Annotated in this window: 14 protein-coding genes; all 14 read right to left on the bottom strand. The window is 47.6% G+C overall.

What is annotated here, in order from left to right; genetic code table 11:
* Window positions 1-55: 55 nt before the first annotated feature.
* Window positions 56-826, bottom strand: coding sequence for a hypothetical protein (locus IEW48_RS02980; RefSeq protein ID WP_188622517.1), 771 nt, complete (start codon window positions 824-826; stop codon window positions 56-58).
* Window positions 827-980: 154 nt separating this feature from the next.
* Window positions 981-2,102, bottom strand: a complete 1,122-nt coding sequence (gene ftsZ / locus IEW48_RS02975; RefSeq protein WP_188622516.1) for a cell division protein FtsZ — start codon at window positions 2,100-2,102, stop codon at window positions 981-983.
* Window positions 2,103-2,144: 42 nt separating this feature from the next.
* Entirely contained in the window at window positions 2,145-3,416 is a 1,272-nt protein-coding gene (ftsA, locus tag IEW48_RS02970; RefSeq protein WP_188622515.1) for a cell division protein FtsA, read from the bottom strand.
* A gap of 177 nt (window positions 3,417-3,593) precedes the next feature.
* Window positions 3,594-3,947, bottom strand: coding sequence for a small basic family protein (locus tag IEW48_RS02965; RefSeq protein ID WP_007505645.1), 354 nt, complete (start codon window positions 3,945-3,947; stop codon window positions 3,594-3,596).
* On the bottom strand, window positions 3,944-4,663 hold the full coding sequence (locus tag IEW48_RS02960) for a DUF881 domain-containing protein (protein ID WP_188622514.1): 720 nt from the start codon (window positions 4,661-4,663) through the stop codon (window positions 3,944-3,946). The genes IEW48_RS02965 and IEW48_RS02960 overlap by 4 nt, the downstream gene beginning before the upstream one ends.
* Window positions 4,664-5,389, bottom strand: a complete 726-nt coding sequence (locus IEW48_RS02955) for a DUF881 domain-containing protein (RefSeq protein WP_188622513.1) — start codon at window positions 5,387-5,389, stop codon at window positions 4,664-4,666.
* A complete protein-coding gene (locus tag IEW48_RS02950; protein WP_188622512.1) occupies window positions 5,367-6,179 on the bottom strand; it encodes a cell division protein FtsQ/DivIB in 813 nt (270 codons plus the stop codon). Before IEW48_RS02950 ends, IEW48_RS02955 begins: the two co-directional genes overlap by 23 nt.
* Before the next feature lie 169 nt (window positions 6,180-6,348).
* Complete coding sequence (murB, locus tag IEW48_RS02945; protein WP_188622511.1) at window positions 6,349-7,257, bottom strand: UDP-N-acetylmuramate dehydrogenase; 909 nt, start codon at window positions 7,255-7,257, stop codon at window positions 6,349-6,351.
* Window positions 7,258-7,391: 134 nt separating this feature from the next.
* Window positions 7,392-8,504, bottom strand: coding sequence for an undecaprenyldiphospho-muramoylpentapeptide beta-N-acetylglucosaminyltransferase (gene murG, locus IEW48_RS02940; protein ID WP_188622510.1), 1,113 nt, complete (start codon window positions 8,502-8,504; stop codon window positions 7,392-7,394).
* A gap of 85 nt (window positions 8,505-8,589) precedes the next feature.
* Entirely contained in the window at window positions 8,590-9,681 is a 1,092-nt protein-coding gene (gene spoVE, locus IEW48_RS02935; protein ID WP_007505637.1) for a stage V sporulation protein E, read from the bottom strand.
* Window positions 9,682-9,722: 41 nt separating this feature from the next.
* Window positions 9,723-11,075, bottom strand: coding sequence for a UDP-N-acetylmuramoyl-L-alanine--D-glutamate ligase (murD, locus tag IEW48_RS02930; RefSeq protein ID WP_188622509.1), 1,353 nt, complete (start codon window positions 11,073-11,075; stop codon window positions 9,723-9,725).
* Window positions 11,075-12,034 (bottom strand): phospho-N-acetylmuramoyl-pentapeptide-transferase, encoded by a 960-nt coding sequence (gene mraY, locus IEW48_RS02925; RefSeq protein ID WP_188622508.1) that lies wholly within the window; start codon window positions 12,032-12,034, stop codon window positions 11,075-11,077. The genes murD and mraY overlap by 1 nt, the downstream gene beginning before the upstream one ends.
* 16 nt (window positions 12,035-12,050) lie before the next feature.
* Entirely contained in the window at window positions 12,051-13,577 is a 1,527-nt protein-coding gene (locus tag IEW48_RS02920) for a UDP-N-acetylmuramoyl-L-alanyl-D-glutamate--2,6-diaminopimelate ligase (protein WP_188622507.1), read from the bottom strand.
* A 45-nt stretch (window positions 13,578-13,622) separates the two neighbouring features.
* On the bottom strand, window positions 13,623-15,590 hold the full coding sequence (locus IEW48_RS02915) for a stage V sporulation protein D (protein ID WP_188622506.1): 1,968 nt from the start codon (window positions 15,588-15,590) through the stop codon (window positions 13,623-13,625).
* Between the last annotated feature and the right edge of the window lie 123 nt (window positions 15,591-15,713).

Raw genomic sequence — 15,713 nt, 5'->3', positions numbered from 1 at the left:
CCTTTTGCTGGTATGAGTACAGGGTCAATCAGTATGGTCCCACTGAGAAATTATATCATGAACAAGAAACCTTTAAAAGGGTGCGGGACAGCCACTCCAGTTTCCGGTTGGCCAGCTCATGGTCCATTGCCTGCTGATAAATCTCTCTTAATTCTTCTCTGTATTTTCTCGCCTCAGCCAAGCAGCCAATGCCCTGCTTGGCATGGGCTTTGTACAAGGTGCCCAATTCTTGTAACTCAGAGGCGTAAAGCTGGTCAATATCCTTGGTAAAGCAACAGGTGTACATATCTACAATCTCATCTTCAGGCCTGTCAGGCTCCAACTCATGGGGAGCGGTACCATCCACAATGGCCACCTTTAATTGGGGCAGAATGACCATATCCAAGCTGTTGGGATCAAAACCGCAGTGATACACCTCTGCCTCCAGGCCTTGCTCCTCTGCTTTTTGGGCCAGTCTCTTCAGCATGGTCGATTTACCCGATCCCGGCCTTCCTTTGATAATGATCCGTACTTCAACCCCCTCTGTCAGCTGGTCAATAAAGTGCACAACCCCCTCCGCTGTTGCAGCGCCGAAAAAGAGATGCCGCTGTCTGCCGGTTTGTCGTTTGTCATAGACAACAAACCGGTTGATCAGTTCAGTGGTCACTTCATTAGCAAGGGTGTAATCGAATCCTTCGGCATAGAGGGATTCCCTTTGCAAATGAAATTGTTTGGCCTTGGAACTGTCCAAAACACGGCCGTTTAAATGTTTGGCCCTCTTCCCGTAATGCCACACAACAATGATCAGCTCCTCATCATAGGTGTTTGCCCATATTAACTTATTCACCAGAGCCTGGTTGTGTTCACTCTCTTAGTTCCCTCTCTTTAATGAAAATGGGGCCGTTACCCAAAGAGAGTTAAAAAACTCTTTTGGGACAGCCCCATAAATCAGATATTAATCTGTTACCGGCTTATTTATTTGCCGCAATGACCTTATAGACTTATCTGCGCCGGTTACGATTGCGTAGGAAGGTAGGAATATCCAAGTCATTCTCATTGTATGTGGCATTGACTGCATGGATGTCTTCCTTGGGTTCCGTACGATGACTTGAGCTGTTGATAGGCATCCGCTGCTTTGATAAACCAGGCTGTGAGCGGTTGGTTTGCACCTCTTCGTCAAATCCCGTCGCAATAACCGTGACCACAATCTCATCCTTTAAGTCTTCATTAATCACCGCGCCGAAAATCATGTTCACTTCCGCATCAGAAGAAGCGGCAACAATATCAGCTGCTTCATTTACTTCATAGAGGGACAGATTCGTTCCCCCTGTAATGTTCATCAGCACCCCTTTAGCTCCTTCAATTGAAGATTCTAAAAGTGGTGAGCAGGTGGCTTTCTTAGCTGCTTCCACGGCGCGATTTTCACCGGAAGCCACACCAATGCCCATGAGTGCTGACCCTTTTTCGGTCATAATGGTTTTCACATCAGCAAAGTCCAGGTTGATCAAGCCGGGCACGGCAATCAGATCAGAAATTCCCTGTACGCCCTGGCGCAACACATTGTCCGCTTCTCTGAATGCTTCCAGCATTGGAGTGTTTTTATCTACAATCTCCAACAGGCGGTCATTGGGAATCACAATCAGCGTGTCCACTTTTTGCTTCAAATTTTCGATGCCCTGATTGGCATGAACAGCACGGCGCCGACCTTCAAAGGTAAACGGACGAGTGACAACGCCGACAGTCAACGCGCCCAATTCCTTGGCCACTTCTGCTATGACAGGGGCAGCACCCGTTCCTGTGCCACCGCCCATGCCAGCTGTGACAAAAACCATATCGGCACCTTTAAGAACATTTTCTATTTGTTCCCGGCTTTCCTCCGCTGCCTTTTTCCCTACTTCCGGATTGGCGCCTGCTCCTAAACCGCGCGTCAGTTTGGCACCAATTTGCAAGCGGTGTTCTGCCTTTGACAATTGCAGTGCTTGGGCGTCCGTATTCACCGTAATAAACTCAACACCTTGTACACCACTTTCAATCATGCGGTTGACAGCGTTGCTGCCGCCACCACCAACACCGATCACTTTTATACGTGCCAATTGTTGAGTTTCCATATCAAACTCTAACATAGCTTGCTCCCCCTAACTTGTCCCACTTTTAGACTTTATGACTTAAATAAACTCCTTAAACCAGTTTTTAAACTTTTCTTTTACACTTTGTTTGTAAGCTGGCCGTGTCGTTGGCTGAGACTCTTGACTTGTTGGCCGTTGATTCGGTTTTGCTGCTGACGCTACGGCCACTTCTTTTTCAGATTGTCGCATGTTTTGAAATGCATACTTAATAATACCCACCGCAGCGGTATAATGGGGTTCCCGGACCCCGATATAATCGGGTACCGCAATTCGAACAGCATTTTGAAAAACATCTTTGGCCAATTCCAATACGCCGGGCATGGCCGTTACGCCACCTGTTAATACATATCCGCCAGGCACCTCTGAGTAACCCATTCGCTTAACTTCCTTTTGAACAAGCTCAAACATTTCTGCCAAGCGAGGTTCAATAATATGGGCCAAATCCACTTGATTAAATTCTTTAAATGTACCACTGCCAATGCGGGGCACGGAAAATGTTTCCTCTTCTAATGCCTCGTCAATGAGGGCGCAGCCATGTTTCACTTTTATTTGCTCGGCAACATTACTTTGCGTTTTTAAACCGATGGCAATATCATTGGTAATATACTCTCCACCTACTGGAATAACCGTGGTATTGATTAATGTTCCTTGCTCAAAGACGGAAACGGTCATTTGGCCCGCCCCAATATCAACCAATACAATCCCCAGTGCTTTCTCATCTTTGGACAGGGCGATCGTGCTGGTAGCCAAAGGTTGTAAAAAGATTCCCGCTACCGACAAACCCGCCCGTTCAACACAGCGGACAAGGTTATGTATCGCTGTTTTTGACCCGGTAATAATGGTGCCTTCCATCTCCAGGCGGACACCTATCATTCCACGGGGATCAGTAATTTCCTCCAGACCGTCTACAATAAATTGTTTGGGCACCACATCAATTATTTCTCGCTCTGGAGGAAGCGCCATCACTTTTGAAGCATCTATGACCCGGTTGATATCTTCTTCCCCGATTTCTCGGTCAGGGCTGGAGACAGCAACAACCCCTTTACTAGGAAGCAGCTGGATATGATTCCCTGCTATACCCACAAAAACATCTTGTATGGATAAGCCGACCATCCTTTCCGCATTATCCACTGCCCGGCGGATAGATTGAACGGTTAGATCTATGTCAACAATGGATCCTTTTTTTATGCCCTCGGAAGGACTTGTGCCTACACCAACAATATTAATCGTGTTGTTAGCCAGTTCGCCTATAATAACCCGTACCAAGGATGTTCCTATATCTAAACTGACAACATAACCGTTGCTATTCATGCTGTCGCACCTCCTCTGACATGATCGTCCCAGCGTTTCACAGTTCAATAAAACCAGATCAATATATCAACATTGTATCACAGATTTATACCATATACATTTTTAATTCAACATCTTTTAGCCATTTCCCTTTTTTATTCAAACTTTTTTCTCTTTTTTTGAAGCAACAGCCGACCCCTACACGGAAGGCTTCCCCGCCCGTTTGTTGAGCAAGATACGGCGAATCACAGCAATGTTATTAAACAGGCGCACACCGAAAGCAAAAATGGCGGCCAAATACAAATCAATACCAAGATGCACGCCCAAGAAGGCTAAGCCTACAGCCAAGAGCGTGTTAAAGAAAAAACCGGAAACAAAAACCTCAATATCAAAAGCCGATTGGAGATAGGCTCTCAACCCTCCAAACAGCGTATCCAAAGCTGCCAAAACGGCGATAGACAAGTAGTTGGCATAAGCCGGGGGAACGGTTAGGTTTGAAGTCAGCCCTAGCAAAATACCGACAACCAAACCGAGAACAGGAAGCCACTTCATCTATTGTCCTCCTTAACAGGCTTCAGGAATTGAAATTCAATGCTCTGGGAATAAGCAGGAACCGTCAGTAGTGCCTTTTCTTCGAAGGTGACATGATGACTGACCATATCAAAGTATTCTTCCAATCCAGCCAGCTTCAGGGCCGGGATCAGCGTGGAAGGATCGCCGATGACTTTAATCTCATATGGAGGGGAGACAGGAATGGTATTGATCAAGATCCTGTCTTGGACATTGCGGATCGCTGAAGTGGCAATAATGCGCTGCCCATTAATCGCAATCGCTTCTGCACCATAAGCATTTAACTCATTCACAATTAAGCGGAGATCTTCATCGTAGATAACCGGATCAAATTCATAAGCTTCTTTCCCCTCAAGCTCCCTCTGTTCAATGCGGATGATGAATCCTTTGCCCTGCACCTCTTCCAGGCCAATCATTTCCCTGAGCCTTAAACGTTCTTTCTCCATGACCTCTAAGGGATCTTGATCCTGAGCGAGGGACCTTTCATACTGCTGTAACAGTTGATTGTATTTCGCAATTTCTTCGAGCAGGGCTTGGGATCGCTCCCGTTCTTTTTTCAGCTCCAGACGCAAATCATTTAACCCTCTGGTTTCTCTTTCCTCTGGAAGGGAAGTGGAAGCATATTGAACAGCAACCATCAGCCCCAAAATAAAGCAGACAAAAGTAAAGGTTAACACCACCTTGAGATCCCTGGTCATTTACAACTCCCCTACGTAGGCAGGTAAAATAATCTCATCCTGTTTCTCAACTGTGACGGTGATGCCCCACGATTGGAGCAGCTCCACATATCCTCCTGGAAGATGGAGCGCCTGGTATAAAACGTCAGGGTCACCTACAGCTGCAATTTGAAAGGGGGCACTTGACTTGATCCCATTGACAATAATCGTCGGCCCTACACAGCGAATAGCGGTTGTCTGGACAAAACGCTGACCGTTAATGCTAACCCCCTCTGCACCAGCAGCAAACAATTCATTAACAACACCGCGAACATCCTGCTCATGGACAATATAGTCATTGGGATCAAGCGCCTCATCGGCATAGTCCTGGTCATCCAAGGTTACGATCACACCAGGCCCTTTTGCTTCTATCAGACCGGCCAAAAGACGGTAAGATTCGAGCTCTGAGTAAATTTCAGCCAATTTACTCTCCATCTGGGACATCTCTTCTTCCTTTTCGCTGACTTGAAACTGTAATTCCCTTAACCGTTCTTCCAGTTGCACGTTTTCTTTTTGGGCATCGATCAGTTTCTCCCTGAGTTGATCTTCAGCTTCCCAGTGTGCCACTGACTTGGAAGATTCCTCCTGCTCCAGTGCAAGCTCCTTGGTATAGTTGTATGAATAGGCTAACAAATACCCTGCACACAGCAACACAACCGTTAAAAGCAAGTGGATGCGCGTGACCTTAATGGCGATGCTCTTCTTCATCTTCCACCCCTTCTGTCTGGTCTTCTGTCTCGTCCGTTACTTCTCCCACTGGGCGTTCTGCCCAGGTTCCGTCTAGCAAATAAATGATGCCTTCATGTTGAGCACTTTCTTCTAGCTCTTCCCGGATATGGGGATACCAGCCCATTTGTTCACTGAAGCGCCGAATTGAAGTTCTGACCTCAAAACCATCCACCATATACAGTGTCAGCCGGTACGGATCAGAGAGGGTTGGCGTCAGGACAATCTCTGAGATCTGGCCGGTTACAACGGGAGACAGCTTGGTCAGCTCCCGGCTTAATTCGACCAAACCTTCCTGGTGGGGCCAGTCCGTTAGAATAGGATTTGTCACCCGTTCCCCTTCCCAGGTTTTATCTAAAATATGACCGTTACTTAAGACCGGAAACAACTCGCCGTCTTCTGACCAAAAGGCAACCACATCATGCTCTTCAACCGAAATGTACAGCCGGTTGGGAAACTCCCGTTTCACTGTAGCCTTCTTGATCTCCGGCAAAACCTCCAGTTTCTCTTCCACTTCCCCAAGGCGGAAGTCAAAATAGGACATGCCTTCTGTCAGCCCAGCCTGATTCAAAAGGCGTTCCCGGTCTGCCAGCCGGTTGTGTTCAATCACAATTTCGCCCAGACGCGACAATGGCGATTGCATGTAAATAATGACTAAGATAACCATAAAAAAAAGGATGGCTAGCAAGATAAACTGCCGGTTAGCTTTTTGCCGTCTCTGTTCTTTGTATCTAGGAATTCGATCATCAACAATCACTTTTTGTCCACTCATTACAAATTCCCATCCAATCACAAAAAAAGATGAACCGGTAAAAAAACGGCATATCGCATGCCGTTTTTGTCTGTATACCTGCTCTTCTGGTCTCTTCTTAATTATATCAGCATGTTAAAAACTGGACAATAGTCACACCTTGCCCCCTACACAATGAAGCGCACCACCATCACTCTTCACCAACAACTTCCACCTCAGGATGCATCTCAACGCCGTATTTTTCAGCAATCGTATCCTGAATATGCTTGATGAGCGCTAATACATCCTTTGCCGTTGCATTTCCCAAATTGACAATAAAATTGGCATGTTTGGTGGAAATTTGGGCATCTCCAATGCGAAACCCCTTTAATCCTGCCTCTTCGATCAAGCGCCCGGCTGAGTACGGTTTAGGATTACGAAAAACGCTGCCGCAGCACGGCTGTTGCAGAGGCTGGGTTTGTTTGCGGTAATCCTTATTCTGAGCCATTGTCTTCAAAATCTGTTCCCGATCGCCCTTCTTCAGCTTAAAGGTGGCCTCCAGACAAATACCTTTGCGCTCATTTTGTAAAATTGAAGTCCGATAGGAGAATTTTAGTTCTTCATTACTTAAGGTGGCAAGCTCCCCATCATCAAACAAAATTTGGGCAGAATGCAACACACGTGAAACATCCGACCCATGAGCCCCTGCATTCATGTACACAGCCCCGCCAACAGTACCGGGAATGCCACCAGCAAACTCCAATCCGCTTAATCCTTGCTTAGCTATAATTGTGGCCAGCTTGATGAATGAAAACCCGGCTCCTGCGGTCACCTTTTCACCCTCAATGCGCAGATAGTCCAGGCCTTCTCCAACTTTAATGACCGCGCCGCGTATCCCGCCATCCCTAACAAGCAGATTAGACCCGCGTCCAATGACACGGTATGGCATCCCTTGAGCTTTAAGAATGTTAACCGCTGTGATCAGTCCGGTTGTGTTCTTTGGTTGAATGAGAATGTCTGCCGGTCCTCCTATTTTCCAGGTGGTATGATTTTTGAGCGGTTCATTTAACCACACTTTTCCCACATTTGCCTCTTTTAAGCGTTCGACTATGTCATTCATTGGAACCCTCCTACAGCTGACTCCAACAGAATGCATCTCATGGGTCATCTGCCCACGCATACCACCAGTGTATGCCGGGCAGATGCCCAGGGTGACAACAAGTCATGATTTTACTTTAAACTGTATTCATATCCTCATGACTGGGCATGGTCTGCCGTCAACCGTTTGATTAACTGATAAATCTGGTTGGCGGCTTCCGGTTTGCCTAGATTAAGCGAAGCTTTTCTCATTTTATCTAACAGCGGCTCATTGTCAAGCAGTTCCCGCAAGGTATTCCATAAACGCTGGCCTGTCAGTTCTTTCTCCAAAATCACTTTGCTGGCTCCCTCCCTCTCCAGCCAACGGGCATTTTTCTCCTGGTGATTGTTTGTGACATAAGGCGAAGGAATTAAGATGGAAGGCAAGCCCAATGCCGTAATCTCAGCCAGGAAGGAAGCGCCTGCCCGGTTTACAATCAAGTCTGTCCCGGCCAGCACGTCGGGCATGTTGTAGATGAAAGGTTTCACCGTGAGGTTCGTGAGGTTATTCAGCCGGTCAGCCAATTGTTCCTTAACCTTGCTGTAGTGAATCTGGCCAGTCACATAAACAAAGTGGCAATCAGGCATCTGGCTGATGTTATCTGACATCTCCACAAAGGCCCGGTTAATAGCCTCAGCACCTCTAGAGCCACCCACAATGAGCACCACTTTTTTATGGGGAGGAATGCCCAGTGACTCCCGCCCTTTTTGTCCATCGGCCTCAACCACTTCCGAGGCCCGGGGATTGCCTGTAACATAAAGATTATCACTTCTGAAATGTTCTGTTGACCCTTCAAAGGAGACGGCAACAGCAGAGACATGACGGGCTAAAAAGGCATTCGCCAACCCTGGAATGACATTTTGTTCATGAATTAAGGTGGGGATGCTTAAACGGCTGGCGGCATAAACCACTGGTCCGCACACATAGCCCCCTGTCCCTATCACGATGTCAGGCTGAAACCGTTTAATGATCTGTTTAGAAAGGGACGTGCTTTTTATGAAGCGGTAGACGGTTTTGAGATTATGTAGGGAAATTTTTCTTTTAAAACCGGTAATGTCAATGGTTCTAAACGGTATACCTGCCTTGTGTACAATATCGGCTTCCAACCCGTTTGCCGTACCAACATATAAAAATTGAGAGTCTGGCTCATGTTTTTTAATTTCCTTAATAATGCTGAGTGCCGGATAGATATGGCCACCTGTGCCTCCTCCAGATACGATGACTTTCATCTCTCATCACCTTCTTCTGGTTAACGCCTTTTACCATACTGGTTTTTCTGTTCAAAAAGAGCCCTTTGGTTGCTTTGTCTGACAATTATTTCGCATATCTGGACACATTTAATAACAGACCTATAGCCGTTAACATGAGCGTCAGAGATGAACCCCCGTAACTTAAGAATGGCAGTGTAATGCCAGTGACCGGGAACATCCCTGTAACAACCCCTACATTAATAATCACTTGAATGGCGACCATGGCCACAATCCCCGCAGCCAAGAGACTGCCGTATAAATCAGGTGCACAGATGGCCACCCGCATGCCCCGCCACAATAACAGGGTAAACAGGCAGAGGACAGTCGCCCCTCCCAAAAAACCCAATTCCTCCGCCAAAATGGCGAAGATAAAATCGGTTTGGGGCTCAGGAAGGTAGTAAAACTTTTGCCGGCTCATTCCCAGCCCCAAGCCCATCAAGCCGCCGGGACCGATGGCATAGAGAGACTGTATGATCTGATATCCGGCACCCAAAGGGTCCTGCCAGGGATCAAGAAAACCCGTAATGCGCTTGATGCGGTATGGGGCAGCCAGGATCAATCCTATTAACCCAGCCACCCCTATCATGCCCAGTGAAAAAAGATGAGCCAGTCTTGTTCCGGCAATATAAAGCATGACAACAGCCGTACTGACCATGACTGCGCCTGTTCCCAGATCGGGCTGCAGCATAATCAAACCAAACGCCAGCCCCACTAAGGCTAAAAGGGGGAGCAACCCTTTAGTAAAGTAAATCACGTATTTCTGGCGCTCGGCTAAATATTTGGCTAAAAAAATAATCATCCAGATCTTAATAAATTCCGAGGGCTGGATAGAGAAAGCGCCAATGCCAATCCAGCTTTTAGAACCATTTCGCTCAACGCCGATCAAAAGCACAAGCACGAGCAAAACAAAACAGATCATGAGTCCAAATTTGGCCCACCGGCGCCAGACCCAGTAGTCGACATTCATCATGACAAACATGGCGGCAATGCCCAGTCCGGCAAACAAAAATTGGCGTTTAGCGTAATAAAAATAATCTCCAAATTTATGAAAGGACAGCACGGCACTTGAACTATACACCATCAAGATGCCGATACTTAACAAAGCGAGCGTGCAAAAGACGATAAGGAAATCCGGGGTTCCACGCGTTTTAGGCAAGGGAAACACCTCATATCGCTAGAATGTGAGCAAGTCCGCTCTTATCTAAGCATATGCACACAATCGGTAAACATGTCTCCCCGTTCTTCAAATGAGGAAAATTGATCCCAGCTTGCGGCTGCTGGAGAGAGAAGCACCGTATCACCTTGTTCAGCGATCTGGTGCGCCACGTTTACCGCCTCTTTAACATTATCGACATGAAAGACGTGTTTTACCCCTGCCTTGTAGCCTATCTCAGCCAGCTTGCCTGCAACTTGTCCATAAACAATGAGTGCCTTCACACGGGACTTAAAAACTGTGGTCAACCCCCGGTAATCATCTCCCCGGTCCAATCCACCGGCAATCAGCACCACCCGGCCAGAGAAAGATTCTAAGGCCTTCTTGGTGGCTAAAGCATTGGTTGATTTGGAATCATTATAGTATCGTACACCACGCAGTTCACGCACAAACTGCAAACGGTGCGGAACCCCTGTAAAGGTACGCAAAACCTCTCTGACCCGTTCCAGTTTGGCTCCTGCTTCCAGGCTGACAGCAACTGCCGCCACTACATTTTCCAAATTATGTGTCCCTGGCAACCTTACCTCATTGGCTGCCAGGACTTCCGTCACTTCCCCCAGCTTATTGCGATATTTAATGCGCCCGTCTTCCACATAGGCGCCCCTTTCCGGATGGCTGCGTGTACTGAACCAGACCACCTGCGCTTTGACCGCATCAGCCACCCTTCTTGTTTCTTCTTGGTCTAAGTTAAACACAGCCAAATCATCGGGGGTCTGATTGGCAAACAGTTTAGCTTTCGCTTCAATATAAGCTTGTTTGGTGCCATGATAGTCCAGATGGGCGTCAAAAATGTTAAGCAACACGCCGATTTTAGGATGAAATGCTGTTGTACCTTGCAGCTGAAAGCTGGACAGTTCCGTAACCAGCCACTGCCCGGGCCGGGCCCGGGCAGCCACTTCACAAAACACCGTCCCGATGTTACCGGCAATAAGAGGGGGTGGGTCACTGTCCTTTAACATTTCGTAAATCAATGTGGTGGTCGTCGTTTTACCATTCGAACCCGTAATGCCAATAATGGGGGCCCGGGTAAGTAAATAGCCCACTTCCACCTCAGTTACAACAGGGATCTGTTTGCGGGCGGCTTCCTGTAAAAAAGGGATTCTATAGGGGATACCAGGGTTTTTCACAATCAAGTCAACAGGTTCGTCCAAAAGTGAGAGGGGGTGGGAGCCGCAGACCACCTTTACACCCAGTGCTTCCAATTCCTCTACCCCGTGGCATTCATGGCGCGGTTTTTGTTCGTTCACGGTGACCAAAGCACCATAACGCGCCAAAAGTTTGGCCACAGCAAAACCACTCTTGGCCAAACCCAGCACTAAAACATGTTTATTTTTCATTAGGCAAACACCTCTAAATAAATCCCAATTCCCGCCAGGCAAAAGCCTGCCAGCCAGAAAACCATCACCACTTTCCATTCCGACCAGCCCCCGAGTTCAAAGTGATGATGAAGGGGGCTCATCCGAAAAATACGCTTGCCACGCAGCTTAAATGACAGCACCTGCAATATGACTGACAGAGCTTCGACCACAAAGACACCTCCAATAATGACCAGAAGCAGCTCTGTCTTGGTCAGAACGGCAACAGCAGCAATAGCGCCACCCAGAGCCAGCGAACCTGTATCTCCCATAAACACCTTGGCGGGATGAGCATTATAGACCAGAAAACCTAGCACGGCTCCCACCACAGCCGCACTGAAAATGGCGATATCAGGCTCAGAGTAGCGGGCCGCCAAGAGAGCATAGGCTCCAAAAGCAATAGCCGCCGTTCCAGACAAAAGTCCATCCAACCCGTCAGTCAAATTGACCGCATTGGAAGCCCCGACAAGCATGATGACCACAAACGGGAAATAAAGCCAGCCCAAGTCAAAACCATATACAGATCCGGGAATGTACACCTCAGTGGAGTGCCCTATATTATACAAAAAGTAACAGAATATTGCCGCAATGATCATCTGCCCCAACAACTTTTGTTTGGCTGTTAACCCCAGATTGCGTTTGAAATAAATCTTGATAAAGTCATCCAAAAAGCCAATTAAACCATATCCCAAGGTAACCAGAACAAGCAAATAAAATTCATACGTATGATTGGCAAATTTGAAAGTGGTTAATGAAATCCCAAGTAAAATAATGACCCCGCCCATGGTAGGGGTCCCCTTTTTTTTCTGATGTGACTTTGGCCCTTCATCACGTATACTCTGGCCAAATTTAAGCCGGCGCAAGACAGGGATAAATAAGGGAGCAGATAATAAGACTATAGCAAACGAGGCAATGATGGTGAGCAAGATCACATTTAACATATCCCCATCCCCTTTCTCATAGCTTTAGGGAGGCAAGGGCTTCTCTGGCCACTTCCCGGTCATCAAAATGGAACCGCTGGCCTTTAATTTCCTGGTAGGTTTCGTGCCCTTTACCAGCGATGATAATCACATCATCCTTTTCCGCCTTGTTAATGGCCCAGTGAATGGCCTGTCTGCGGTCAATAATGGAGGTATATTTAGTTTGCGACACATCCTGTTCAATTAACCCTTTTTCCATATCACGAATAATCGCTGCCGGATCTTCGGAACGGGGATTATCTGAAGTTAAGACGGTTAAATCAGCATACTTTACTGCCATCTGTGCCATTAAGGGGCGTTTACCACGGTCACGGTCTCCGCCGCAGCCCACCACACAGATTAATCTTTTGCGGGCCAGTTGGCGGGCGGTAGATAATACATTAGCCAGGCTGTCCGGTGTATGGGCATAATCGACAATGACAGTAAAGTCCTGTCCCGCCTCTACAACCTCCATCCGGCCGGGAATACCCTGGACTTCACTCAGACTGTCACTGATCTGGCGCAAGCTGAGGCCTTCCACCACACCAGCCCCCACTGCAGCTAAAACGTTGTAAACGTTAAACATCCCGACCAACGGCACATTAAACTGCTCTTGTTCTGTACCGTAGTGAACAGTAAACGAAACTCCCCGGGGGCTCAGAGTAATGTCCGCAGCTTTAATATCTGCCCGTTCGCTTTTGATTCCGTAAGTCAGCACTTGAGCGGGTGTAATTTTGGCATAATAGGACGAAGCGGGATCATCAGCATTTAAAATAGCATATTTCAAATCCCGCTCAGAAATGCCATTGCCCAGTTGGGAAAACAATAATCCTTTAGCCCGCTTATACTCTTCCATGCTCTGATGGTAATCCAGATGATCTTGCGTTAAATTTGTAAAAATAGCCACACCAAAATTACATCCCCTCACCCTGCCCATATCTAAAGCATGGGAGGAGACTTCAATCACCGCATGGGAGCACTTGGCTTGCAGCATGTCATGAAATGCCTGTTGCAAATGAAGGGATTCAGGGGTTGTATTTTTGACCTCTACCAGACGGTCTCCGATTTTCATATTGATCGTTCCAATACGGCCTGTCTTTCGCCCCTGATCCTCTAGCATTTTTTCGATCAGATAGGTCACTGTTGTTTTGCCATTAGTTCCAGTGACACCGATCAGGCGCAACTTCTGGGTGGGGAAACCGTAAAAACGGTTGGCCACATAAGCCAGGGCCCGGCGCGTATCAGGAACAATAATCACCGGTACAGGTACGTCAAGAGGCTTTTGGGCCAGGATGGCGACAGCCCCCCGTTCAATCGCTTGAGATACAAATTGGTGTCCATCCACCTGAAAACCGGGTATACACACAAACAAACTTCCCGGTTTCACCTGTCTGGAATCCAGTTCAATGGATGAAATCTCTATACCTCGCAGATGCCCATCATCAGGCTGTTCCGCACTGCTGTGATGAGCAGAAATCTGAACCCGATAAGGAATCAAATCTTGAACAAGCTCTGCCAGTTGCATGTGGGTTTCACTCCAGATCGTTTAGATAAGATTGCCATCCCTATTTTAATCCTCTCTTCCCTTTTTGTCACCTGTTTCTTTCGGTTGGGATATTTTTTCCCCTAATAATACCCGGATAACCGATCCTTCCTTTACCTTTTCACCAGGTTCAGGCAATTGTTTAATCACGACGCTTCCGTCTCCGGCCGCCTCAATGGGAAGCTGAAAGTAAGTCCGTTGCAAATCTTTGTCTGTCATGCCGATCAAGTTGGGCACCTCGTAGGTGATCTCATCTCCCCAAACGTATTCTTTTTGCAAGGGGCTTTCCCGTCTTTCTACCCCCATATAGCGCAAAGCATCCTCGATGATTCTGCCTACAATCGGGGCCGCAACCACGCCGCCAAATTGAACAGTATTCTTAGGGTTGTCAACGCCAATATAAACAATAATTTGCGGGTCCTCAGCGGGAGCAAAGCCGATAAAAGAAACAATATGATTGTTCTCCAGGTAACCCCCACCTGGAGCCACCTTTTGGGCAGTGCCTGTTTTTCCTCCTACCCGGTACCCTTCTACATAAGCGTTGCGTCCCGTTCCCCTGGCCACTACACTTTCCAATGCTTCACGCACCTTTTGCGATGTTTCGTTGGAAATCACTTGACGTTTTAACTGGGGTGTCCTCCGTCCTAAGACCATGTCGGTCTCCGCATCATGCCATTCTTTGGCAATATAAGGTGTATACAGATAGCCTCCGTTAATAACCGCAGCCACAGCGGCCACCTGCTGAATGGGTGTCACGGCCACCCCTTGGCCAAAAGCAGTTGTGGCTGTTTCTACCGGTCCCCTTTGCTCAGGTGAAAAAATCAGCCCCTTTTGCTCGCCTTGCATATCAATGCCTGTTTTCTCCCCAAACCCAAACCGTTCAATGTAGTCAAAGAGCACTTCGGTCCCCAGCCGTTGACCGAGCTCAACAAATCCCGGGTTGCACGAGTTTTCAACCACTTCCAAAAACGACTGGTGCCCGTGCCCACCGCGCTTCCAACAGTGCAGCCGGGCATTAGCCACCTTAATAAAACCCGGGTCATGAAAATGCTCATTATGGAGATCCACTTTCCCTTCTTCAAGGGCAGCAGCCAAAGTAATAATTTTGAACGTGGAACCAGGCTCATACATGCTGAAAACAGGCAAATTACGGTTGTAGACTTCAGGAGGATATTCCTGATATCTGCCTGGATCGTAATCCGGTCGGCTGGTCATGGCCAAAATCTCGCCAGTGTTGGGATCCATCGCAATGCCGATTACATGGTCAGGATTATAGCGGGCAACCGCATGATCCACTTCCCGCTCCATTATTTTTTGGATATTGGCATCTATGGTTAAAACCAGATTATGACCATCCTTAGGCGGTTGATATACCTCCGGTTGATTGGGCATCAGCTGCCCTTTGGCATCGGAGTAAAAGGAAACACGGCCAGGTTTTCCCTTGAGGATCTCGTCATATATCAACTCAGAACCAGTGAGCCCCTGGTTGTCAATACCTGCAAAGCCTAATACATGGGATAAAAAATCTCCGTAAGGATAATAGCGTTTGCTGTCTTCAGCAATAAATACTCCTTCCAACCCAAGCTGTTGGATCTCCCTGGCCTTTTCATTAGATATTTTTCGGCCTTCTGGATTAATCCTGACGATCATTTCCCGCTGGGTAATTAAACGGAACACTTTTTCCTCACTCATATCTAATACGTTAGCCAGTGCTTGGGCCGTCTGTTGGGGATCTTTGACCTGGGCCGGGACAACCATCACTGTCGGAGCACTAATATTGTATGCCAGCACTTCGCCATTGCGGTCCAAAATTTTACCCCGTTTCGGTTCAAAGCGGACATCGCGGCTCCACAGTTCCTCTGCTTTGTCCATCAGCCATTGGCCTTGGACGATCTGAATATATCCCAGCCTGGTACCAAGGGTGAGATACAACATGAGGCCCGCCACAAGCACAATTAAAATTCGCCTCCGGACAGTGACGTTGGACACGCGCACAAGAATCCCCTCCACACTGAATAGAGTCCTTCTACCTTATAACCCTATTCAACCTGTCTCCGTGATAGAACAACCTCCCCCACCAGGGATAGCCAGCAGGATGTGCAGAGGGGGAAATAACCA

It is taken from the genome of Caldalkalibacillus thermarum (assembly GCF_014644735.1).
Taxonomy (GTDB): domain Bacteria; phylum Bacillota; class Bacilli; order Caldalkalibacillales; family Caldalkalibacillaceae; genus Caldalkalibacillus; species Caldalkalibacillus thermarum.
The sequence above is the reverse complement of the archived record's forward strand: the minus strand, read 5'-3'. Positions and strand labels throughout refer to the sequence as shown.

Excerpts from the sequence above, each read along its gene's own strand:
- IEW48_RS02920 (WP_188622507.1), bottom strand. The coding sequence starts at position 13,577 with ATGCAACTGGCAGAGCTTGTTCAAGATTTGATTCCTTATCGGGTTCAG.
- ftsA (WP_188622515.1), bottom strand. The coding sequence starts at position 3,416 with ATGAATAGCAACGGTTATGTTGTCAGTTTAGATATAGGAACATCCTTG.
- murG (WP_188622510.1), bottom strand. The coding sequence starts at position 8,504 with ATGAAAGTCATCGTATCTGGAGGAGGCACAGGTGGCCATATCTATCCG.
- IEW48_RS02965 (WP_007505645.1), bottom strand. The coding sequence starts at position 3,947 with ATGAAGTGGCTTCCTGTTCTCGGTTTGGTTGTCGGTATTTTGCTAGGG.
- ftsZ (WP_188622516.1), bottom strand. The coding sequence starts at position 2,102 with ATGTTAGAGTTTGATATGGAAACTCAACAATTGGCACGTATAAAAGTG.
- murB (WP_188622511.1), bottom strand. The coding sequence starts at position 7,257 with ATGAATGACATAGTCGAACGCTTAAAAGAGGCAAATGTGGGAAAAGTG.
- IEW48_RS02960 (WP_188622514.1), bottom strand. The coding sequence starts at position 4,663 with ATGACCAGGGATCTCAAGGTGGTGTTAACCTTTACTTTTGTCTGCTTT.
- IEW48_RS02950 (WP_188622512.1), bottom strand. The coding sequence starts at position 6,179 with ATGAGTGGACAAAAAGTGATTGTTGATGATCGAATTCCTAGATACAAA.
- mraY (WP_188622508.1), bottom strand. The coding sequence starts at position 12,034 with ATGTTAAATGTGATCTTGCTCACCATCATTGCCTCGTTTGCTATAGTC.
- IEW48_RS02955 (WP_188622513.1), bottom strand. The coding sequence starts at position 5,389 with ATGAAGAAGAGCATCGCCATTAAGGTCACGCGCATCCACTTGCTTTTA.
- murD (WP_188622509.1), bottom strand. The coding sequence starts at position 11,075 with ATGAAAAATAAACATGTTTTAGTGCTGGGTTTGGCCAAGAGTGGTTTT.